The following is a 21305-nucleotide window of genomic DNA, read 5'->3' on the forward strand; positions in this document are numbered from 1 at the left end:
TGAGGGTTTGCCAGGCATGACCGAGATCGCGCAACATCTTCAGGCTGTAATATTAGATGATCTCACCCCCTTGGATGCAGAACAATGGGCAGTTCTTAGCCCACTCATTGCTGACAAGGGATTGGAGGCCGCTCTATTAGAAGTGGGCCCAACTCCGGCAGTGGAAACGGCGATCGTTGCGCGAACCGGGCAGTTTATCGCAAATCGGGAGCGCAAAATCGTCGATGAAGTTTTTGCAAGGACCAGAACGCTGCGGTTCACGCGACTGTTGGCGCATCTTCTCAAGCCGGAGAGCGGCGCACCAATCATAACTACGAATTACGACCGACTGATCGAGATTGCGGCCGAAGAAGCTGGCCTTGGCGTAGATACGATGTTTGTCGGCCAGTTTGCAGGTATCCTCAACGAACATGAAAGCCGTCTGAGCTTTTGTCGCGAAGTGACTCTCCGCGGAAAGCAGGTTCAATGGAGATACCGCCAGCGGGTGAATGTGTTTAAGCCGCATGGTAGTCTGGATTGGTACCATCGAGACGGCCGGCCAGTCCGCTATGCTGGCGATTTGACATCGCCACGTCTGATCATAACTCCTGGATTGAATAAATTTCGGAATGGCTACGAGAGCCCTTTTGATCGGCATCGAGAGAGGGCGAATTCCGCAATCGATCGCGCAAGCCGTTTTCTGGTCATTGGCTACGGGTTCAATGACGATCACCTCGAGACTCACCTCACGCCTCGTATTCGCAGCGGTGTTCCGACGCTGTTACTGACGCGCGGGTTGTCTCCCAACGCGATGAAACTCGTTGAAGCGTGTCCGAACGTAGTAGCGATTCAGCACGCCGTCGTCGGAGGCAGTCAGGGTTCATCGGTGTTTGTGGATAGGGCGGAAATGCAGGTACCGGACCTCGCCCTTTGGGAACTGAACTCCTTCATTTCTGAGGTGCTTGAACCATGACCGAAGCCGCATTGCAGTTTTCCGATGGCGACCGAATCGGGCGGGTCGCCTCCGTCGACACGAGCCGTGTTGCCGTCAATGTCACCAATTCGGTCCTGCTCACCCGCATTGGCATAGGCCAACTCATTGCCATCCGGGGGGCGACAGAGAGAGAGTACCTGATTGCTATGACCGAGAGGGTTACGCGTAGCATGCGGGAGGAGCTGCCTACGCAGGGCGATGACGACGAGACTGGCGCGCTTCTCGGCGCAGTGCCGACCGACATTCTGCAAGGCATCCTTATAGGCACCTTCCGAACTGTTGAGGGCGCGAAGATAAATACATTCAAACGGGGTGCCGACAGCTTCCCGCAGATTGATCGTGAATGCTACGTGATCGAAAGCCTAAACCTACAAAGGTTTATGGGCATCTTGGGTGCGGGGTTCTCCGAAGACGAACGGTTAAAGCTAGGTGTCTTCGTTGCTGATCGGTCGGCCGATGCCATCGCCAGCGGCGATAGGTTCTTCCAGCGCCATGCCGCAATCCTCGGCAGTACAGGCTCAGGAAAGAGTTGGGCCGTCGCACTGATCCTTGAACGCGCAGCCAAGCTCAAATACCCTAATATCATCGTATTCGACATGCATGGGGAATACGCACCTTTAGCGAACAAAGCCGCTGGCGGATTCGCCAAGCGTTTCCGCATCGCTGGTCCAGGCGATCTTGAGACACCGAAGGATGATGTACTTTTTCTCCCGTACTGGTTGCTAAACCGCGACGAAATGCTGTCGATGATCCTCGACCGCAGCGATCAGAATGCGCCAAATCAGGCTTCACGGTTCACGTTGCACGTTCGCCATCTGAAAGGGCGAACGTTGGATAAAGAGGGCAAAGCCAGCGTGAAGAAAACTTTCACTGTGGATTCGCCAATCCCCTACGACGTAAGAGAATTGTTCGGACTATTAGATGCTGATAACAGCACTAAGGGGATGGGGAAGACTGGGCCTATTAAGGGTGAATGGGAGGACAAGCTGACCCGCTTCCTTTCACGTCTGCAAGCCAAATTGGATGATCGACGCTACGGATTCATGTTCGCGCCCTCAGATGCCGCTTCTAGTTACGGATGGCTTGCACAGGAGGCGCTGAAGCTTCTCAGTGCCGGAGATGGATTTGGAATCAAGATCATCGACTTTTCGGAGGTACCCGCGGATGTGCTGCCCGTCGTAACTGGCACGCTCGCTCGGCTCCTGTATGATGTCCAGTTCTGGATGGGTGGAGAAGCGCGCACGCCAGTCACCCTGCTTTGCGACGAAGCGCACCTGTATCTTCCTGTTCGCGACGATGCCGATGCCGTGCAACGGCAGGCACTGGGGTCTTTCGAGCGCATTGCAAAGGAGGGACGAAAGTATGGCTTCTCTCTACTGGTGGTGAGCCAACGACCCTCCGACGTGAGTCGAACAATCCTAAGTCAGTGCAACAATTTTCTTGCGTTACGGCTTACTAATGAGACCGACCAAGGTGTGATCAAGCGCCTCATGCCGGATTCGTTAGCTGGGCTCACGAGCATCCTTCCCTTGCTTGATGTAGGAGAGGCGCTTTTACTCGGGGATGCCGTGCTGTTGCCCACCCGAATTCGGCTTGATGTTCCAAAGATCAGGCCGGACAGCGCGACGCGCGATTTCTGGACCGAATGGGGCTCGGTTAGGCCGGATGACGCTGCGATAACAGCAGCGGTGGAATGCCTGCGTAGCCAATCACGCAGCGAATGAACTTGTGGTCGTGTCTGTGCGAGCTAAAGAACGGCAGACAATCGGGTCCCCACGTGAGACAAAGCGTTGACTGATACGCGCCTTTGCGCCGTTCTTTCAAAGGATGATTGGCTACTGTCCAATACATTATTTCTTGAGACCGCGAGTAATTTCACTCGATAACGCAACGGTCGTAAATATCAGGCCCACTCTCATGAATACGAGTGACCGAATGAGTATCCAGGTGCAAGAGAGGATTCGCGGCGAATTGCAATATCGCTTAAACAATGCCGGAGGACAGGATGACGATCAGTATCGGAATCGCAGAAGTCATAGACACAAATATCTTACGGACGCGATGGCCCAAGCAGGCAAGACCCCTACTCGGTAAGCAGCAGGCAGGCCCGTGTCGTTGCGTTTCGTTCAAACTCTACGAATGATCGCTGCAAACCGTGCGGAGGTCTCCGCGTGTGGAGCATCCTCGGACCACGGCATATGTACGGAATGCCGTTCCCGATTACCAGATAAAATCCTGGCTCGAACAGCCCGATGGCTTGAACAGTGACACAGGTTGCGGATCGCAATTCGGCGATTGTCGACCCGACCTCGGGTTCATTCGGATTTGTCGAGCGTTTGGCGCATTCGGGGAGCAACTCGTCCAATCCGCCTGCGCTATTGGTGAAAGGGTGAAAGCCGGTGGTTGTGACCTCAATTCCACGCAACAGGCAAGCCATTGTCACGGCGTCGTTATAACTGTGATCGCCACAGACCTGGTTTCCAGGCATGTCGGTCGGCAGCGGCGGCTGACTCAAGCGCAGCCGTTCAAGTGACGCGCCCTTTCACGCTCGGCAGGGCAATCCTGGCGTTGGCCGAAGCCGAAAACCGGGAGGGGCGATCAGATTGTTGCGGGCTTCCGCCGCTGGCTCGATCGTTACCTTAGCCGGCCGCAGTACCGTCAGGTTCTCCGCGATAGGTCGCCAGTCTGGCCCTTAAGGTGCAGCAGGCAGTGTCACGTGGTAATTGCCTGCCGCTCTCATCACGCTTTGGCCAAGTGAGCGTAACTTGCTGCGAAACGCCCGAATTTGTACTCGCCGCACGTCACCTGATTGTAGCGAAGCGGGTTGCTATCCGTGACACATGAGGGCAATGGTTCAATGATCGCACTGAAATCGGCGTCGATAAAGAAGGGGATTGAGTATCGCTCGCGTCCCGAGCTATTCACCACGCGGTGCATGTTGGCCAGGTAGACATCATTGGTGAGCCGCTGGATTAGATCGCCAATGTTGATTACGAATGTGCCTTGGATCGGAATGCCCTCGACCCAATCGCCATCTCGGTTCATGACCTGAAGACCACCCACGTCGTCCTGGGCCAAGATGGTCAGATTTCCGTAATCCGTGTGGGCGCCAATACCGATAATCTCTTCGCCAATATAGCCACTCTGCGGCGGGTAGTGAAGCAGGCGCTGAATGCTGATCGGTTGCCGCATGAGGCTTTCAAAATAGTTTTCAGAAAGGTCCAGACTGAGCGCAATGCCCTGCAAGAGTTTCTTCGCGAGGCCGACCATCTTTTGATGGTATCCATATGTCAGTTCCCGAAACTCGGCCAGACTTGAGGGCCACTGGTTGGGCCCAAAAAACGGACCTTCCAGGGTCGAACGTTCAGGACCGATGTCAAAACACTCCTTGAGGTCTCTCGTCTTGCCAGGATCGGTGTTCTCCCCGAACGGCTCGATATAGCCGCGGAGGGCAACATCGGATTTGCTTATATGCAATTCCATCTTCTGTGACATGGGCAGATCAAAGAACCGACGGCTCACGTCGAAGACCGAATCCACGAAATCCTGCGGAATACCGTGATTCTTCACATACATGAAGCCAGTGTTCGACAATGCCCAACGTATCTCCTTCGCCACCTTATACTCGTTGCTGCTATCCAGAAGCGGCGCGATGTCAACCACCGGAATCTTGTCAAAGCTTTCGCATTTCGCGCGAAGCTTGTCGTCCAGTTTGGCCACGATATCCTTAGACATGGGTACACCTTTCCTTGGCAGGCGTTTTCTTCTTTGACCGGCAGCGTGAAGAACCGCCGGGAAGCCTGCATAGGCTGCGCCGACCATTCTTTCGGAGTGCCGTGTTCAACAACGTGGAAGAACTCTAGCTCCTGGCAGGGTATGCATAGGCGCTCGCGTTCTTCATTGTCGTCTTGCATAGGCCGCCAGTCTCGCTAGCGAGTTTTGCGGCAGCGTGGTCATGGTCGCTCCTCCGTTGGTGCGCTGGCCTTCTCGAGCACCTGGAAAACCCAGTAGTGCGCGTCCTCCTCCGCGACGTATCTGCCGTCGTTTAAACGCTGCGCCGGCACGAGGACGCCCGCATCCTGCAGGCGCCGCACCTCGTCTTCAAAAGATGTGGCCTCAACGTAGCTCTTGCGGGTGCTTGCTATGATGAATCCGTTTGGACGCGTGACGCGAGCCAGTTCGCGCAACCCTTCCGGTCGAACATGCCCGAGCGTGAAGACGCCGCAGCAGACCGTGATGTCGTAGCTCGCGCTGGAGTAGTCGGAGAGCGGCCCGTTAAGGTCGACATTGCCTCGGACATGGCGGTAGACGCGGGTTCGCCGGGCGTTTTCGGCCATCTCCTCGGAGAGGTCGATTCCGTCGATCAACCGGAAGCCGAGGCGTTCCAGTTCCACGCCGACGAGGCCAGTTCCGCAACCGGCGTCCAGGATTGCGATGGCAGTTCGCTGCCTGGCCAAATAGGCTGTCTGTATGGCGCCCGCCAGTTCCGCCACGATCATCGGCCCGCAGTACCCGTCCCGGCCGACATCCAATTCGTAGGAGCTGGCCCATCCGCGATAGAAGTGGGCCAAGCGACCGACGTCGCCGTCGAGGGCGTGGGAATCCTTAATGCGCATTCGTGCGGCTTGCTCCAGTGCCATCTGCTGATCGAGGGTGTTCATGATAGTTCCTCCGTGTATGAGGGATGCGGATGCGGTACGGTTGTCATTGGAGGCACAATGGCCGCGGCTCAACCCATGAGCTGTTCGTTCCGTACGCTCAACCTAGCTGTCTCGGGCGCTTCCAGCGGAATGCACGTCTTCAGTGGGGATGTTTCGACTTGAGCGCTGTCCGGCGTATCCGGCCAAGGTGCCCCGTTCGCCTACTAACTTGTCGAAGACGTTGCGCCACAGCGGCAGGGAGGTGACTACAAATGCCGCAATCGCCGGTCGCATCGCGGTGATTCGTTTCACCGGGTGTCCTTTCCGAGCAAGTCGTTCGCGGCCGGGATTGATTCCTTGTTTGTCTGATGCCGGCGTCCAGGAGCTTGGCGGTCGGTCGGCACAACGCTGCCGGTACCAATGAATCCGATTCCTTGTGGAAACGAGTGGCGCGCACGGCACTTCCTCCATCCTAACAGTAAACTCGGTTTCTTTCACCATTGAATCGGTGATTTATAGGAATGTTCCATAGTTCTAGGAATAGCATCTGACTTTTAGCATGGGCAAGCCATATAACAATAAGAATACATTTTATAAATGTTAAGCAACATTGACTGGCGGTTTTACTTTCGTCCGAGAATTTTCACAATTAGCCAAGAAAAATGCGTATTTTTTCTCTCAGATGGTGTGACGAAATCCTGTTCGGCAACCAGAGAAATCGAGATCGGCTGCGGCCCAGCAACAACACCTGACCGGTGGTATCGGTGGGGACCCGGCCGGCGCTGCCCAGTGCATCCGCGTGCTGCAACAACAACACCATCACCCGCACGGCGTCCCATAATAGGCTGCTGTCGCTCGGCTCGTGGATGAGTGCGCGGTGACGGTGCTGTCCACGCCACGACCTTGCCGCTTTCCAACTTCTCTCGCCTGGCGCTTGCCAGCAGTACTTTGTTGATTTCTTCCCAGGTCGGCGCCCGATCGCGCTGATCGTCTTGTGCAAGACCGATTTCTTTGGGCTCCACCCCCATAGAAGCCGGGCAAAAGCCCGGATCGAGGCGGAGTCCTCCAGGTGAAAGGCCAGTTCCTGATAGCTTAGTTGGCGGTGCTGCTTGAGCAGCGCAGCGCAGCCTCCGCCGGCAGGCCCTCGCGGCCGGTCTGCTTGAGACCGTGCCGGCGCAGGTCCCGCGTCACCAGGCTCAAAAGCTCGCGATGCTTGTCCAGCCATTGGAACATGGCTTTCAATTCACAGCCGATCTCGTGTCCGGCGAAAAGATCGACTACACTGGATTCCATCGATCAGCCATCGTGCCTCGACACAGGTCATGGCGCAGCTCCGTCAGGAAGGTCATGGCCTTCCAATGGCCGTGCGGCACCTTGGCCCTGAGCCTTCGGCAGCGCGGCGGCCAGCCCCTGAGCGGCCATGTTGGTCTTGGTCCAGGTTTCATCGATGAACACCAGGCGGGAAGGATCGATGCGGTCCTGATACTTTACCGCTGTGCCCGTCTGCGCGCCACATCCGGGCGATCCTGCCCAGCCGCGATCGGGCGTCTTTTTTGTGACTGAGCTTCGGTATGAACGAACTCCCACCCCGAGCGGAGTCGACCGAAAGGCCGCGCTCGGCGAGCTCGGCCACCACGCAGCGTAAAATCCGCGGCCCGGCAGCGCACCAGCAGCCAGTCGCGATGTGCGCCAGCAATCTTCTTCGGCCTGTGCCCACCCATTTGGCCCGGCGCAAGGCTGCTCGTTTCGCGCAAGCGGCGCACCCCACCGGATGACCCAGCAAGCAGTTCAATCAGATTTGCACGCCTAATGGAATCCGCCTTCGATTCAGCCTCGCTTCATCCCGCTCTAGTACGGTCGTCAGGATGCAGGTTTCCGACCGAGGCACTGTGCCTTCGTAAGCTTGGCCCGATACTCCTCGTCCAAGATGGACGGCAGGGATATCTTCTTGGTTCGGGCGCCATCAACAGCGATCATTTCACCGCTAACGAAGCTGGATTCGTCGCTAGCCAACCAAAGGACCGCATTTGCTATCTCTTTTGGAGATCCGATCCTTCCCACCGGGTGTAGTTGCGCCAATTCCCGCTTGACCAAGCTTCGGTCCGGGTGGAGCTCAACATAGGCGCGATTCAGGTCAGTCTCGATCCAACCGGGGCAAACGGTATTGCAACGTATACCATCCGGCCCGAGGTCAACTGCCAGTCCCAACGTAAGACCATGCACTCCAGCCTTCGTGGCCGCGTAGGCAGTATGCCAGGGGTTGACCATACAGCCCTCGACCGACCCGATGTTAACGATCGTGCCCGACCCGATACGTCTAATTTCCGGGACCACATACTTGGCCATTAGAAACGGACCACGAAGATTGACCGCCATAAGCCTGTCCCAATCCTCGGCAGTCTGTTCGTCGATGGACTTATGAATGACCATACCGGCATTGTTGACCAGGACATCGATCCTGCCAAACTTCTGGAGGACGTCGTCAACGAATGCGCGAATTGAGGCCTCCTTTGTGACGTCGAGAGACATACGCGTGACCCTCTCGACGCTGCCGGAATCGGCGGAGCGATCATCACGCAAATCGCCGACGACAACCATGGCGTCTTCATCAGCGAGCCTCTCAGCAATTGCATGCCCTATGCCTCGATTGCCACCGGTGACGATGGCAACTTTGCCTGAAAGCCGATTACCCAAGAATTCCTCCTATCCTGCCGTGAAGCCGCCATCTATAGGAATAGCAACGCCCGTGATATGCCTGGCTTCCTCGCTCGCGAGGAACAGCGTCAGACTTGCGATTTCTTCCGGCGAAGCCACGCGGCCCTGGGGTATTGAATCAACATTCCTTTGAAGAACCTCGTCGGCGCTAACCAGCTTGCTGTGGGCCGACACAAGCATGGGCGTATCCACGGCGCCGGGGCAGACGGCATTGATGCTAATTTGCTCTTTGGCGTGGTCAAGGGCCATGGCTCGCGTCAGCAAAACGACGGCGCCCTTCGACGCGCAATAGGCAACCAGGCCGGAACTACCAACCAGCCCTACATTGGAGGCAATGTTGACGATGCTGCCGCCGCCGGTCCTCCTCATAGCCTTCACCGCGGCGCGGCTAAAGTAGAACACACCGTTGACATTAGCGTCGAATGTCTGACGCCAATCATCATCAGTTGTCTCAAGGGCGCTTCCACGCCGTATGATACCTGCACTGTTGACCAAGACGCTGACCTTTCCGAACCGCTCTACGGCGGAATTAATCGCCTGGTCCGCGAAGGTTGAGTCAGTCACATCACCCAGCATCAATTCGGCCGGACAATTGAGTTTCTGAACCGACTCTAAGGCTCGTTGGCCCCGCTCTCGATCGCGGCCGACCAATACGATTGACGCCTCTGTCGCGGCGAAGGCCTGTACGACGGCCTCCCCTATCCCCGACGTTGCGCCAGTAACAATAACCACCTTCTTGGAATGCTTCATGGTAGTGATTGCCCAACCGGAGCGAGTGAGGAATGGCCTCCCCCTGAGCTCCACTTATATTTCTATATGCAATTTCTTTGTATTGCGTTTTGTTCACCGCATACAACCATACGTCGGACGCACACAAAGAAATATTTAGAATGCTTTTAATTATCACGCACATCCGCAATCGGGAAATACATTTATTGGTAAAGTTTTGTTAAGTACTTGTGAAGAAATATTGAAACATATGAATAGCGAGTCCATTTCTCAGCGCTTGGATACACCCGAGGTGGTCAACGATGGTCGGCGAGCTACTCGTCGGCATACCTGAGCGGAGGCGGTCGGCCTCGGTTTCACAGTTCGATGGGCGGCACGGAAGCGGAACTCCTGCGCGATACTGCTACGATTTTGTTACCGGTCTCGCGTGGACGATTTCTGAGGCTCTGCGCAGCCTAGAGCTTTTCCCGCTGCTCAACGGACCGCGCGGTCGTCAACGAGCCGATGTTGACGCGGCAGTTGACGCCGTCGAGAAGTTTGCCCAATTCCCGAATGCAAAGTAAGCGCCCACCTGGCCCCGTGTTTCGCGGACCGATGAAGGACGCGACACTCTCCACAGGTGCTCGCCCGCGACCTTTCCGGCAACATCGCAATCGCGCCGTGTCGGGCGATTGAGAAGCTGACACCGGAAATGTTACCGAGCGTTGTGGTGCCGACATGGGCCGCGCCATTCATCCAGTCGCCGTCGAGTATGATCCGCTCCTCCGCTGCCCCTTTTTGACGCCGGCGCGGATGAAAACCCGATGCTCCAGAGCATCGTCGGTCAGTTCTCCTAGCAATGGCCAGTTTAACCCGGCGGCCTTAGCCCGATCCAGATCGGCATGAAATTCCCCTCGTGGATACCGAGGAGGTTCGTGCCAAGGTTGCTGACCCAAAGGCACTGTCACGACGGAAAAACTGGAGTGCACCCTCATAATGAGACGGAGAAATTGCGGGACAATTTCAGGCTTTGAGTTCAAGTACGGCATTTTCCGGCGATTTCGATAAGGTCTGTTCGTATTTCTCCGGGGTGAGGTAGTCGAGGGCTGAGTGCAACCGTTGCCGATTGTAAACGTCTTCAATGAAGCTCGCGATACGCCGCCGGGCGTCCGAGGCATCGCGATAGGCCCAGCCTGCGACTTCTTCCTGCTTCAAGGTTTTCATGAAGCTTTCCGCACGTGCATTGTCATACGGATTGCCCACCCAGCTCATACTCGGCTGGATTCCATGCGCATGGAGGATATCGGAATAGCTGCTGCAAGCGTATTGAACTCCCCTGTCCGAGTGATGAATTAAATTGCCAGGAACTGGAGCACGTGCGGAGATCGCCATCTTCAGCGCATCAACCGCAAGGCTGGCCCGCAGGTGGAGTTCCAGGGCCCATCCGATGACCTTGCGGCTGAATGCATCAAGCACAACCGCCAAATAAGCGAACTGCTCGGCAAGGTGCAGATAGGTGATGTCGGCGACCCAAAGCTGATTGATCCCTGTCAACTCCATGCCTCGAGCAAGGTTAGACACCACCCGCCAGCTATGCCGAGAATCCGTGGTGCGCGGCACAAATGGCCGACTGAAGAGATTATCCTCCCTCATCACCCGCAACACACGTTTACGGTTTGCGCCCAACCTCCGCCTGAGAAGAGCACCGATCCGGCGATAGCCATAATGCGGATTGGCCAAGGCCATCCGTTGAATGACATCGCGCAGGCCGGTTTCTTCCTGGCGCGGCGCTGAGTGCCGCCAGTGCCGGTAGTATCCAGCCCGGCTGACACCAGCCAGACGGCACATCTGTTCAATTCCTGGAGAGCCTTGCCGCATGCGGGCCGTCATTTTTTGAATGACTTCGAAGACGCCGCTCCGCCAGGTGCGTCTTTCTTCTGTTGCCCCTGACATGCCGCAAGGCTTCTTGAAAAAAATCAAGTTCAACCTGTTGCTGGCCACTGCGTTCAAGTTCGACTATGCGGCGGCGGGCTTTCGCCAACGCATCGGCACGACGCTGTTCAGCCGACAGTGCAAAACTTGCTGCCAAGGTTTGTCGGTCCGGCGGCGCCTCGGGCGGCGGCTGTTTCGTTGGGCGTCCCCGTCGGGCCGGCATCAGATTGCCACACGTCCGCAGCTGCTCACGCCAGGCATACAAGCGTTGGCGGTGAATACCCAGTTCATCAGCTAATCGGCTGACGTTCTCCCCGTTTTGCATTCGCAAGAGCATGGAGAGTTTCTCTTGTTCGCTAAATCTCGACTTTCTTCCAACCATTTCCAGTTCCTGTAATTCAGAAACTGTCCCCTATCTATTTGTCTCAGTCGAGGGGTGCACTCCAAAACCGTCCGGCAATTGATTGGAATGCTGTCCGGCTTCAGATCGGAACGCTGTCATTTTGATCGGAATCCCGTCCGGTTAATTCCCGGAATCCGCAGCGACGCCGTCTGTCAGATCTAGCTTGAACTTTTACAGGTCCAACTAGCGCTCCTTGAAAATCGTAATCTTCCAAATTTGGTCAGACGCTCCGTGCCACACCGCCCGGTAATCAAAACGGTTGCAACAGACACTTCATATAACTTCACAGAACCTTTGCGACTGCAGACCACTGACAGTGGTACTTCTACGAAAGTCTGACGTCCGGCACGGCCAAGAAAGCTGTGCCGATCTACGCAGGACCGCAGCACAGCACGCAACGTGGGAGTGAACAGCCAATGGCAAGAAGAGTGCTCATCCTGATTGAAGGCGCAGGCAATATGCTTCTATTGGTCCAAGCGGCCCAGCGTCTTGGCCTTCATCCAATTGCCCTGTCGACTGATCCAGCTCGGTACGACTATCTTGCAGCGGAAGGAATTGAGGCAATCCGTATCGATACAGGCAATCTCGATGCGCTGATCCACGAATGTTGCCGGCTGCGTGCGACCTATGACGTTGCTGGCATTACGGGCGCCCAGGAGTTGACCTATGCGACAGGTGCCAAGCTCTGCCGGTATTTCGAGCTACCGGGACCGAACCCCGAATCGATTGAACGATGCCTCGACAAATTCACTCAACGTCAGCTCCTCGCGGAGGCCGGCGTTCCAATGCCTGCTTATCGCTTGGCGGTGAATGCGACGGACGTAGAACGTTCTGCCTCGGAGATCGGCCTTCCGGTAATTCTTAAGCCGTCCGTAGGCGGCGGCAGCATGGGGGTTCGATTGTGCCGCCACGTCGAAGAGGTAGCCGAACATACCACGTATCTGTTGGGCGGGTCGCCGAGGGTACTGGTCGAAGAATTCGCACAAGGCCCTCATTATAGCATTGACATAATGGGAAATGAGGTCATTGGGATTGGCGCCCTTGACTTCTGCCGCCCACCCCATTTCGTCTATCGTGAGTTCACCTATCCGGCCGTGCTGACTGGTGACAAGCATAGTCGTATCGCCGATGTTTCGCTGAGCTGTTTGCGAGCTCTGGGCCTTGGCTGGGGGCCGACGAATGTTGAACTCCGGTGGACGAAGCGTGGCCCAGTCGTCATCGAAGTTAATCCGCGTCTTACGGGTTCACCCGCTCCTCAATTGGTTCAGCTGGCTTACGGTGTCGATCTCGTCACCGAGCACATCAAGCTTGTCATCGGCGATGAATGGAATTTGCGCAGAAGCAATTCGCAGACTGCGGTCGCGCGGTGGCTAGTTGCTGATCGCGATGGCATGCTCGATTGGATCGGTGGCGACAGTCGGGCGGCTGCTGTATCAGGTGTCGCCGAGGTCAAATTTAATGTTGAACCCAAGACGCCGATCGTCAGGAAAGGTGATTACCGAGACTGTATCGGACATGTCATCGCCGCCTCCCCCAGCCTGGCTCGGACCAAGGTGATCCTTCAGCGTGCCGTCGACTTAATCGATTGGTCGATAATACCATTTCCAGCCGAAAAGGAATAATCAGCGTCCCCACATCTGCGCACCAGCGCTCAGGGTGCTGCTCAGAGACCGAAAAACTTGCTCTTCCCGCATTTCTGCAAATGGCGGCAACGCAATGCTTCTGCCTACACATCCCAAGGCTTCCTTAGTCACAATCATTTGGTTCCGACTGAGACAGGATGTGACCGCTCCAAACCGGGATGATTTCAAGCTTGAGCGGGAAATGGCATCTGAAGCTGTGATCCGTGTCATCCGGGCTTGTTGAAGGCTCCGGGAAGACGCGATGACAGATGTCCTCCGTGTAACGACAACGGGTATGGAACTCGCAGCCGGGTGGTCGCCTCATCAGGCTCGGCACCTCACCTTTGAGCTCTATCCGGTTCAGCACCGCATCCGGGTCAGGCTCGGGATTGGCCGCAAGCAGCGCCTCAGTGTAAGGATGGCGCGGGTGCTCGAAGATACGCTCGGTCGAACCGACCTCAATAAAGCGGCCGAGATACATGATCGCCATGCGGTCCGTCATGTGACGCACGACATTGAGATTGTGCGAGATGATCAGGATCGCCATGCCGAGTTCGTCCTGAAGCCGCGCGAGCAGGTTTAGCACCTCACCCTGCACCGAGACATCGAGGCCGGCCGTCGGCTCGTCGGCAATGATCAGATCGGGTTTGAGCGCAAGGGCACGCGCTATACCAACGCGTCTCGCTTGACCGCCTGAGAGCTGATGGGGATAGCGACGACCAAAATCCGCCGACAAGCCGACCATGCGCAGTAGGCGCTCGGCTTCGCTTCCGGCATCGTGATCTTTGCGCCTATGGATGCGAAATGGCTCTGTCAGGAGCGAGCGCACGGTCAACCTGGGCGAGAGTGAGCCGATGGGATCCTGGAAGATCATCGCCATGCGCCGCAAATACGGCTTGCGTTCGGCCCCGCTGAGCTCCTCAATTTCCTGTCCGTCGAAGCTGATGCTGCCGCTAACGGCCCGCTGGAGGCCGATTATCGTGCGAGCGATAGTGGATTTGCCTGAGCCGCTTTCGCCCACAAGGGCCAGCGTCTCGCCCTTGCCGATTTCAAAGGAGACACCGCATACTGCGTCGATAAAGGGGGCTTTTGTGCCGGTGGCAAGTGCTTTCAGCGGACCCATAGTGCGGAAGCGGACGCGCAAATCCTGGACGCGAAGCAGCGCAGTCATGCAGACACCAGCCGCTCTTTACCGAGGAGATGGCATCGGGCGACTTGGTCAACGCCGATGCGGTACTCGACCGGGTTCTCTTGCAGACAGCGATTGAATGCCTGGGGGCACCGGGCGCAGAAGATGCATCCCACCTTGCTGCCCAGGAGACTGGGCACCTCACCGGGAATGGTCGGCAAAGTGCGCGTGCTTTTTTTGATCCGCCCGGGATCGCAATCAAGCAGCGCGCGCGTGTAGGGGTGAGCAGGATTGTGGAATATGTCCCGGACCGCCCCCTCCTCCACCACTTCGCCCGCATACATGACGGCGACCCGGTCGCACAGCTCAGCAACCGCTCCGAGATGGTGGGAGACAAAGAGAATCGAGCAACCAATTTCTTTTTGCAGATCCTTGAGCAAATGAATGATCTGCACTTCCAGCGTTGCATCGAGCGCGGTGGTTGGCTCGTCGGCGACGAGGAGCGCTGGTTTCACAAGAAGCGCCATGGCAATGCAAACGCGCTGACGCATGCCGCCAGAAAAGTGATGCGGATAGGCGCCGATACGGCTTTGGGGATCCGGAATTCCGACCCGGTGAAGCATTTCGAGCGCACGAGTGCGCTTTTCGCTCCGGCTTCCTCGTTCGTGGTGCTGGATGTCGATCATCTGGCTCTCGATAGTCCGCACCGGATTGAGTGCGGTCATCGGGTCCTGCAAAATCATCGAAAGACGATCACCGCTTAGCCTCCGACGCGCCTGAGTGGGCATTTTGAGCAGGTCTTTACCTTCGAACAGGATGCTGCCGGCTGTCACATCTGCATTTTCTGGAAGCAGGCCCATCACTGTATATGCGAGCGTCGATTTTCCAGATCCACTCTCGCCTACTATGCCAACCACCTGTGCGGCCGGCACATCGAGCGAGACGTTTCGCAGCGCATGAACACGGCCGCGTGGCGTGCCGAAATCGAGATCGAGCCCGCGGATCTCAAGAAGCGGCCGGGCGGACGTATGGGATATCGAATCCTCGCGTCTCATAGGTCTTTCCGCAGCTTGGGATCGAACATGTCGCGCAGCGCCTCACCCAGGAATGTGAAACCTAGCGTTGCGAGGACGATCGGAATACCACCGGCGACGACCAGCCAAGGCGTCTGATTGATGTAGCTATATCCATCGTTGAGGATAGCTCCCCAATCAGGAGTCGGGGGGCGCACGCCCAAGCCGAGGAAACTGAGACCTGCCTCTACGGCGATGACGGCCGGCACGTCCATGCTCACGAGAATGAGGAGCGGGCCGATGACGTTCGGGAGTACGTGCACGGCGAGGATGCGCGTCATGCCGGCGCCCATGCTGCGCTCCGCGGCGATATATTCGCTGTTGCGAAGCGCCTCTGTCTGGGTCCGCACGACGCGCGCATAAATAGGTATTGACGTTATTGCGATGACGAAAATGACGCTGCCCAGACTGGGTCCAAGTAGCCCAATAACCGCGAGTGCAAAGATGATGCCGGGAAAGGAGCGGATTGTATCGAAGAGCACCAGAAGCAAGTTGTCGAGCCAGCGCGGCCCGAACCCTGCGATGAGACCAAGCACTAGGCCGACCGCCAGTGAACTGCCGAGGGAGGCGAACGCGACAAGCAGCGGGACGCGGCCGCCCATGATGACGCGTGAGAATGTGTCGCGGCCCAGTTGATCGGTGCCGAGGAGAAAACCCATTGAAGGGTCTGCCAGACGCGGCCCGACCATGATGCGGGCAGGATCATACGTAATGATGAGCGGAGCGAAGATCGCGCTCGCGAACACGAGCACGACGAGCACGGCTCCAAGCACGCCAAGACGGTTCTTGCGCAATTGTCGGAGAAACGTGCGAAAGGCGCCGGGACCCTGCTCTCCGTTCTCTTCGCCGCCGATGACTTCAACGCTCGCCATGTTAAAGGTTCTCGCGGGTTCGAGGATCAAGTGCCGCAGCGATCAGATCTGAAATTGTTGTTCCGACAACGGTAAGAATGGTGGTGACGAGCACAACTCCCATTACGATGGGATAATTACGGTTATTGACGGCATTCACGATCAACGCGCCGATCCCGGGTCTTGCTAGAATCACTTCTATGAAAACGGCAGATGAGAGAAGCCACGCTATGCCCACGCCAAGTATGGTGATGGTCGGGAGGATCGCCAGCGGCAGCGCGTAACGCGTTACGATGCGCCATTCTGGAATCCCAAAGGAGCGGGCCATGCGCACATGGTTTTCTCCCAGGATCTCGAGCATGGAAGCCCGCACCAGCCGGGAGATATAGCCAATCCAGCCAATTCCAATGGCAAATGCCGGCAAAATGAGATGGACGATTCTGCCATAAAAACCCTCGCCGGCCCCGATCGCTGGCAGCCAGCGAAGGGCGACAGCAAAGATCAGGAGCGCATAGACCGCCATCACAAATGAAGGAATGGCGATAGTGGCGACCGCCCCGACGCCAACGACTTGGTCGATCACCGCGCCACGCCTCATGGCCGAATAACAGCCGAGCGGCACGGCAACCGCGACTGCCCATAGGATCGACACCAGGATTAGTTCAATCGTGTAAGGCAATTGCTCGAAGACAATGTCGGCCACGGGTCTCTGGCTGAAGACGTCAAAACCGAGATTGCCGTGGAGCAGCCCGCCGAAGATGGTAGCGATCTGCACGACTAGCGGTTTGTCCAGCCCCATCTGCTGATGGATTTGCGCCTTCATTTCCGGCGTGGCGCGTGGGCCGAGCAGAGCCGCGGCGGGATCACCCGGCACGGCATGAATCATCAGGAACACAAGCGTCACCGCGATCACAATAATTGTGATCGCGAGGACAACCCGTTTGAGAACGTAGAACCACATGATCCCGTCCCGTCAGTCTAAACCGGCTTGAAATCGAGATACAACGGGCTCCCATCCGGGCGCATTGCCCCTTGCATTTGCGTGGTGCGATACACGATCGGCGTCGCCCCGTTGGTCAGGAACCGGTAGGCGCCCGATTCTTCCATCAGGTCCTGCATCTCGTGGTAGAGCTTAGCGCGCTCCACCGGGTTGCTAATGGAGAGACCCTTGGCGTGCAGCTCATCGAAGCGCTCGCTGCGGAAGCGCTCCCAGTTCCAGACCCCCACTTGATCCTGCACGAACCAAGTCGTGTAGTAATATGGATCCGGCAGACTGGAGAACGAATTGGCGATGAGCTGCAAGTCCTTCCAGCGATCGCCTTCCTTTTCCATGCCGAGCGTCCAGAACGAACCGGATTCCTGGACATTGACCTCGACCGTGATGCCGATCTGGGACAATTGTGCCTGCACCGTTTGGACTATTGCCAAGGATTCGCTCTGGTTCACGCAAGCGATGGTCAACGTCAGGTCGCTCACACCGGCCTTTTCCAGGAACTCCTTGGCCTTTGCAAGATCGCCTTCCGGTGGGACGAGCGCCTTGTCGCGATGCCCGATGATACCTGGAGGAATGGTGCCGGTCGCAACTGCGACCTGACCCGAATAGGCAATATCCAGGATCTGCGGCACGTTGATCGCCCACTGGATCGCCTTGCGGACATTGATGTCCTTCAGCTTCGGGTGATCCATGTTCATGCCGATCCAGTGATACCAGAGCGATGGTTTTTCCTCGACCTTGCTGTCGGCGGGCGGCTTGCTCTTGAACTCCGCAAGCGAATCCAGACTGATACCAGTGAAATCGATGTCGCCTGCTTGGTAGGCGCGCTCCGCCGTCTTCGCGTCGGCAATTGGCAGGATGCGGATTTCGTCAAAGCCTGGTTTCGGGCCTGACCAGTCTGGATTCCGCGCCAACAGCAGATACTGGTGCGGCTTCCAGTCGGCGATCATATACGGGCCAGAGAACGCTGTCTGCTTGACGCCGAAATCACCGCCGTCCTTGGTTGCCTTCATTACCGCATCCTCGGAAAGGATATGGCCAATCCCAAAGGGGAACGCGATGTTCCAAACCGGCACGAACGGCGCCTTGAATACGACCACGCCAGTATAGTCATCTTCGATCTCGACATGGTCAAGCGACCCCCAATCGGGCTTGACCGGCGAATTGTGCTTGATCACGCGCTCGAAGGAGAACTTCACGTCCTTCGCAGTCAACTCACCGTGACCGCCAGTGAATTGAATACCCTTCTTCAGGCCAAAGCGGATGTGCGTTGGGTCGACCTGCTCGATCTTTTCCGCCGCATCCAGTTCCCACGCCCATTCGGAACCCGGCTTGTAACGCGTGAGCTTTGAATAAATACAGTTCATCACCTCCACTTCGGCGACGCTATTGTAGAAGCCCGAATCAAACTTGCTGATGTCCCCAATGGAACGCGCCTTGAGCACCTTGCCCTCGGCTGCCCAGACGGCTTGCGACAATGGCATGCCCGCGGCTACGATTCCCCCACCAAGGGCGGCGCTGGTTTTGAGAAAGGCCCGGCGGTTCACATTGCCTAGGGTATGTTTCATGATCTATATTCCCCTTCTGATATTGTTTAGTCGAAATTCAACCACAGGGGAGGCTTACGTCAAATTCAGTTTGTGTATTGAGGTCATCTGGTTTTGAGATGAATTACGCTGGGCGTAAGGCAAGTAATTCCCGTCCCGGCTGTTCCAGGCCGTTTTACGCCTGTTGCTCGGCCCCAGCCAATAAACCTTCACCGATTTGGCGTCTGTTTCGGCGGGTAAGGGGCCGGCTCCTGCAAGATCGTGGTGGTGAAAAATCGCGCCCTGCCGACGATCTCGCCCGCCCGCGGGAAGGCCGGATGAGGGGATTAGCCGACTTGCGCCCCGCTTCACGACGTCGACGTGCGCGAGCGCCGAGAGGCGCGGCCGTTCGCTCTTCTCGCAAAACCGTGAACAGCTCGGTGGCAACGATCAGCGCAATCCCGGAAGAAGGAAAACCGCGTCGGGCAAGTCGTCCCATACCAGCCGACCCCACAGCACGGCCGGCCAGCCGCATGGCGACCGGCCACCGAGACGGGCCGATACACTTGGCAGAACGATAGCCCGGGCTGAGCAGATACCCGACCGTGGCCGAGGGGCTGCCGAGCGCCAGTAGCAACACGCCGCCATGCGCGAGGCCGCTGCAGCCTTCTCGAGTTCGGGTGCCGTCGCCAAAGGCCAGCCCAAAGGCGGCGGAAAACAGGATGAAGCTCGCTGGGTATTGAGCGACATAGTCGACGCCTTCTGGCGATCCCAATCCGGCTTGTCAGGATCTGCGGCATCGTAAAAAAGAATGTCGAGCCGAGCGGCAGCAGCGCGGAAAGATCGCGGCCCGGACGCACCATGGTGCCCACGCCGGCGAGCCCAGCCAGTACAGCTGCGAATCCTGTCCGCGAAGCCTCTCGTCGAGCAGCGGCACAGCGAGAAGCGAGGGTCAGCAAGCCCCTGAGGGTCCGGATCGCGGGGCTGCCCAAGACTGTGAGCAATATCGCATGGAAAGGATGCGGCTCTCTGTGCCCGATATCATTGCCTCCGCGCTGCCGGCAGAAAGCCGCCGGTGGTCGTGACCGCGATCGCGCGCGCGATCGCCGCCTTCTTGTGGGTCATCGGTCGAAAGGTCGAACCATCATAGCGACCTCGGCCCAAACCCTGCACAGCGCCGGGCAGCGCCGCCACGGCGGGAAAACTCCCGACGCTAGAGACGTCCCGTTTAATCCGGGTCATATCCGGCGGCCTCGAAGTAGTTCTGGCATTCGGCTGGGGTGAAGAGGTCGATGAGCGATCCGACGGCGTTCCACAGGGCTGTGATTGTCCTCTCGGCTTTGGCACGCATAAGAGCCTTGAGTTTTGAGAAGGCGTTTTCGATTGATGGTGTTGTCTAATCGCCGCTGGGACGTCAAGCATGTAATTGCGTCGAGACGACGCTGCCGGGTGCATGGTTGTCTTCGCGGTCGACATCAGTCGCCGCATGATGGAGCTCCGCGGACGAGCCTTCAATGTGGACGACGCACTTTGCTGAGACAGCGGTGCAACCCCATCAGCGGAATGGCTCGGCTCACGTCCCGGCAGGGACGTCTCAGGCGCTCAGATCCTGAACGCTATTCGCAAGATTTCATGCTGTGGCGCCTGCATTTCGATCAAAGAACTCACCGGTCTTGAGCATCGAATGCATTATCACCGCCAGTTTGCGCGCCACGGCCACGGCAGCTCGTTTGAAGCCAACCCTCTCCCGGAGCTTGAGGCCCCACGTGCGCAGGCTGCTGTCGATCGAGCTGCGTGTCAGGATGACCGCCGCAGCCTCATAGAGAAGTCCCCGCAAATGTCGATCGCCGCGTCGGGATATATGGCCGTCATAATCGACTTCTCCCGATTGGTAGCGGCGAGTTGTCAGGCCGATCCAAGCGGCAACAGAGCGGGACTTCTTGAAGTTGCCCGGATCTTCAATGGCAGTGGCGAAAGAGGTTGCGGTGATGGCGCCGATGCCGGGGATCGACATGAGTATGCGGCATGCTTGGCTTTGACGTGCATCTGCGACAAGCTGGCGCCCAAGCTCGGCGGCACGGATGCGAATGCTGCGCCAGGCTTCCAACATCGGCAGCACGACAGGAGCAAGCTCGCTCTGATCGATAAGAAGGCTCCGGACATTCTTTTCGAATGTAGTTCCCTTACCGGCGGGAACGAGCAAGCCGAACGTTTTCATGATCCCTCGGATCTGGTTGGAAAGCTCGACGGTGATCCGGACCAGCCGGGTGCGTGCTGCCACGAGCGTGCGGGTCAACATACTGTCGAAGCCTTTCACGCGCACCTCGCGAAAGAACCCTGCTTCAGCAAGACGCGCCAAACCATCGGCGTCATTCGCATCCGTCTTGTTCGCCGCCAGATCGAGAGCGGCTTTGGCATGGCGCGCATCGATGCAGATGGCTGGCAATCCCTCGGCGCGCAGCGCATGATAGAACCACACCGACAGCGGGCCGGTTTCGAACACGACGCGCTTTGCGGCCGGCGCCCGCTTGCGGACAAGCTCGGCAATGATCCTGGGATCAGATGCGCACTTCCCGCGCCAGACCCGTTCGCCTTCACGGCGGATCGACACTGCCGTCTCTTTCATCGACACGTCGAGACCGATATGTTCTTCCATGGCTGTTCTCCGTTGATGCTGGGCCCGGCGTCCAGTCGTGAGCCCGTGTTTCATCTTATCGGGGAACAGCCACCCTCCAAGGC

15 protein-coding genes and 4 pseudogenes are annotated in these 21305 nt (G+C 57.4%); 3 read left to right on the forward strand and 16 right to left on the reverse strand.

The window, feature by feature from the left end; genetic code table 11:
• Positions 1-16 precede the first annotated feature (16 nt).
• Both EB231_RS32455 and EB231_RS32460 read left to right on the forward strand, forming a co-directional pair.
• A complete protein-coding gene (locus tag EB231_RS32455) occupies positions 17-952 on the forward strand; it encodes an SIR2 family protein (protein ID WP_206681879.1) in 936 nt (311 codons plus the stop codon).
• Positions 949-2697: an ATP-binding protein gene (locus tag EB231_RS32460; protein ID WP_172352396.1), complete on the forward strand. Its 1749-nt coding sequence runs from the start codon at positions 949-951 to the stop codon at positions 2695-2697. The genes EB231_RS32455 and EB231_RS32460 overlap by 4 nt, the downstream gene beginning before the upstream one ends.
• Before the next feature lie 1015 nt (positions 2698-3712).
• Here the strand turns inward: EB231_RS32460 and EB231_RS32465 are convergent.
• The 9 genes and pseudogenes from EB231_RS32465 to EB231_RS32495 form a co-directional block, all read right to left on the reverse strand.
• Positions 3713-4708 (reverse strand): isopenicillin N synthase family dioxygenase, encoded by a 996-nt coding sequence (locus tag EB231_RS32465; RefSeq protein WP_172352397.1) that lies wholly within the window; start codon positions 4706-4708, stop codon positions 3713-3715.
• A 71-nt stretch (positions 4709-4779) separates the two neighbouring features.
• Positions 4780-4887 (reverse strand): annotated as a pseudogene (locus tag EB231_RS35775) (hypothetical protein); the annotation flags it as partial.
• Positions 4888-4926: 39 nt separating this feature from the next.
• The gene (locus EB231_RS32470; RefSeq protein ID WP_172352398.1) at positions 4927-5634 is read right to left on the reverse strand and encodes a class I SAM-dependent DNA methyltransferase; all 708 of its coding nucleotides are present in this window, start codon (positions 5632-5634) and stop codon (positions 4927-4929) included.
• Positions 5635-6388: 754 nt separating this feature from the next.
• Positions 6389-6906 (reverse strand): annotated as a pseudogene (locus tag EB231_RS32475) (ISNCY family transposase); the annotation flags it as partial.
• 26 nt (positions 6907-6932) lie between these two features.
• Positions 6933-7376, reverse strand: a pseudogene (locus EB231_RS35370) (IS630 family transposase); the annotation flags it as partial.
• Positions 7377-7473: 97 nt separating this feature from the next.
• Complete coding sequence (locus EB231_RS32480; protein WP_172352399.1) at positions 7474-8307, reverse strand: SDR family NAD(P)-dependent oxidoreductase; 834 nt, start codon at positions 8305-8307, stop codon at positions 7474-7476.
• Between the two features lie 9 nt (positions 8308-8316).
• A complete protein-coding gene (locus EB231_RS32485) occupies positions 8317-9078 on the reverse strand; it encodes an SDR family NAD(P)-dependent oxidoreductase (protein WP_172352400.1) in 762 nt (253 codons plus the stop codon).
• A gap of 981 nt (positions 9079-10059) precedes the next feature.
• Positions 10060-10989, reverse strand: a complete 930-nt coding sequence (locus EB231_RS32490) for an IS3 family transposase (RefSeq protein WP_246740813.1) — start codon at positions 10987-10989, stop codon at positions 10060-10062.
• Positions 10889-11350, reverse strand: coding sequence for a transposase (locus tag EB231_RS32495; protein ID WP_172352402.1), 462 nt, complete (start codon positions 11348-11350; stop codon positions 10889-10891). The genes EB231_RS32490 and EB231_RS32495 overlap by 101 nt, the downstream gene beginning before the upstream one ends.
• A 437-nt stretch (positions 11351-11787) precedes the next feature.
• On the opposite strand from EB231_RS32495, the gene EB231_RS32500 reads away from it, so the two are divergent.
• Positions 11788-12993: an ATP-grasp domain-containing protein gene (locus EB231_RS32500; RefSeq protein WP_172352403.1), complete on the forward strand. Its 1206-nt coding sequence runs from the start codon at positions 11788-11790 to the stop codon at positions 12991-12993.
• 124 nt (positions 12994-13117) lie between these two features.
• Here the strand turns inward: EB231_RS32500 and EB231_RS32505 are convergent, their stop codons facing one another.
• The 7 genes and pseudogenes from EB231_RS32505 to EB231_RS32535 form a co-directional block, all read right to left on the reverse strand.
• Positions 13118-14164, reverse strand: coding sequence for an ABC transporter ATP-binding protein (locus EB231_RS32505; RefSeq protein ID WP_172352404.1), 1047 nt, complete (start codon positions 14162-14164; stop codon positions 13118-13120).
• Positions 14161-15177 carry an ABC transporter ATP-binding protein gene (locus tag EB231_RS32510; RefSeq protein WP_172352405.1) on the reverse strand — a complete coding sequence of 339 codons (1017 nt, stop codon included), beginning with the start codon at positions 15175-15177 and terminating at the stop codon, positions 14161-14163. Before EB231_RS32510 ends, EB231_RS32505 begins: the two co-directional genes overlap by 4 nt.
• Positions 15174-16067, reverse strand: a complete 894-nt coding sequence (locus EB231_RS32515; protein WP_172352406.1) for an ABC transporter permease — start codon at positions 16065-16067, stop codon at positions 15174-15176. The genes EB231_RS32510 and EB231_RS32515 overlap by 4 nt, the downstream gene beginning before the upstream one ends.
• Before the next feature lies 1 nt (position 16068).
• On the reverse strand, positions 16069-17007 hold the full coding sequence (locus EB231_RS32520; protein WP_172352407.1) for an ABC transporter permease: 939 nt from the start codon (positions 17005-17007) through the stop codon (positions 16069-16071).
• 17 nt (positions 17008-17024) lie between these two features.
• Positions 17025-18608, reverse strand: a complete 1584-nt coding sequence (locus EB231_RS32525; RefSeq protein ID WP_172352408.1) for an ABC transporter substrate-binding protein — start codon at positions 18606-18608, stop codon at positions 17025-17027.
• Positions 18609-19794: 1186 nt separating this feature from the next.
• Positions 19795-19950: pseudogene (locus tag EB231_RS32530) on the reverse strand (IS630 family transposase); the annotation flags it as partial.
• Between the two features lie 246 nt (positions 19951-20196).
• Positions 20197-21222: an IS110 family transposase gene (locus EB231_RS32535; RefSeq protein ID WP_172352409.1), complete on the reverse strand. Its 1026-nt coding sequence runs from the start codon at positions 21220-21222 to the stop codon at positions 20197-20199.
• Between the last annotated feature and the right edge of the window lie 83 nt (positions 21223-21305).

The organism is Mesorhizobium sp. NZP2298, from assembly GCF_013170825.1.
Taxonomy (GTDB): domain Bacteria; phylum Pseudomonadota; class Alphaproteobacteria; order Rhizobiales; family Rhizobiaceae; genus Mesorhizobium.

What these genes read in the sequence shown, in the direction of transcription:
- EB231_RS32455 (WP_206681879.1), top strand. Translation starts at nt 17, where the DNA reads ATGACCGAGATCGCGCAACATCTTCAGGCTGTAATATTAGATGATCTC.
- EB231_RS32460 (WP_172352396.1), top strand. Translation starts at nt 949, where the DNA reads ATGACCGAAGCCGCATTGCAGTTTTCCGATGGCGACCGAATCGGGCGG.
- EB231_RS32465 (WP_172352397.1), bottom strand. Translation starts at nt 4,708, where the DNA reads ATGTCTAAGGATATCGTGGCCAAACTGGACGACAAGCTTCGCGCGAAA.
- EB231_RS32470 (WP_172352398.1), bottom strand. Translation starts at nt 5,634, where the DNA reads ATGAACACCCTCGATCAGCAGATGGCACTGGAGCAAGCCGCACGAATG.
- EB231_RS32485 (WP_172352400.1), bottom strand. Translation starts at nt 9,078, where the DNA reads ATGAAGCATTCCAAGAAGGTGGTTATTGTTACTGGCGCAACGTCGGGG.
- EB231_RS32490 (WP_246740813.1), bottom strand. Translation starts at nt 10,989, where the DNA reads ATGTCAGGGGCAACAGAAGAAAGACGCACCTGGCGGAGCGGCGTCTTC.
- EB231_RS32495 (WP_172352402.1), bottom strand. Translation starts at nt 11,350, where the DNA reads ATGGTTGGAAGAAAGTCGAGATTTAGCGAACAAGAGAAACTCTCCATG.
- EB231_RS32500 (WP_172352403.1), top strand. Translation starts at nt 11,788, where the DNA reads ATGGCAAGAAGAGTGCTCATCCTGATTGAAGGCGCAGGCAATATGCTT.
- EB231_RS32505 (WP_172352404.1), bottom strand. Translation starts at nt 14,164, where the DNA reads ATGACTGCGCTGCTTCGCGTCCAGGATTTGCGCGTCCGCTTCCGCACT.
- EB231_RS32510 (WP_172352405.1), bottom strand. Translation starts at nt 15,177, where the DNA reads ATGAGACGCGAGGATTCGATATCCCATACGTCCGCCCGGCCGCTTCTT.
- EB231_RS32515 (WP_172352406.1), bottom strand. Translation starts at nt 16,067, where the DNA reads ATGGCGAGCGTTGAAGTCATCGGCGGCGAAGAGAACGGAGAGCAGGGT.
- EB231_RS32520 (WP_172352407.1), bottom strand. Translation starts at nt 17,007, where the DNA reads ATGTGGTTCTACGTTCTCAAACGGGTTGTCCTCGCGATCACAATTATT.
- EB231_RS32525 (WP_172352408.1), bottom strand. Translation starts at nt 18,608, where the DNA reads ATGAAACATACCCTAGGCAATGTGAACCGCCGGGCCTTTCTCAAAACC.
- EB231_RS32535 (WP_172352409.1), bottom strand. Translation starts at nt 21,222, where the DNA reads ATGGAAGAACATATCGGTCTCGACGTGTCGATGAAAGAGACGGCAGTG.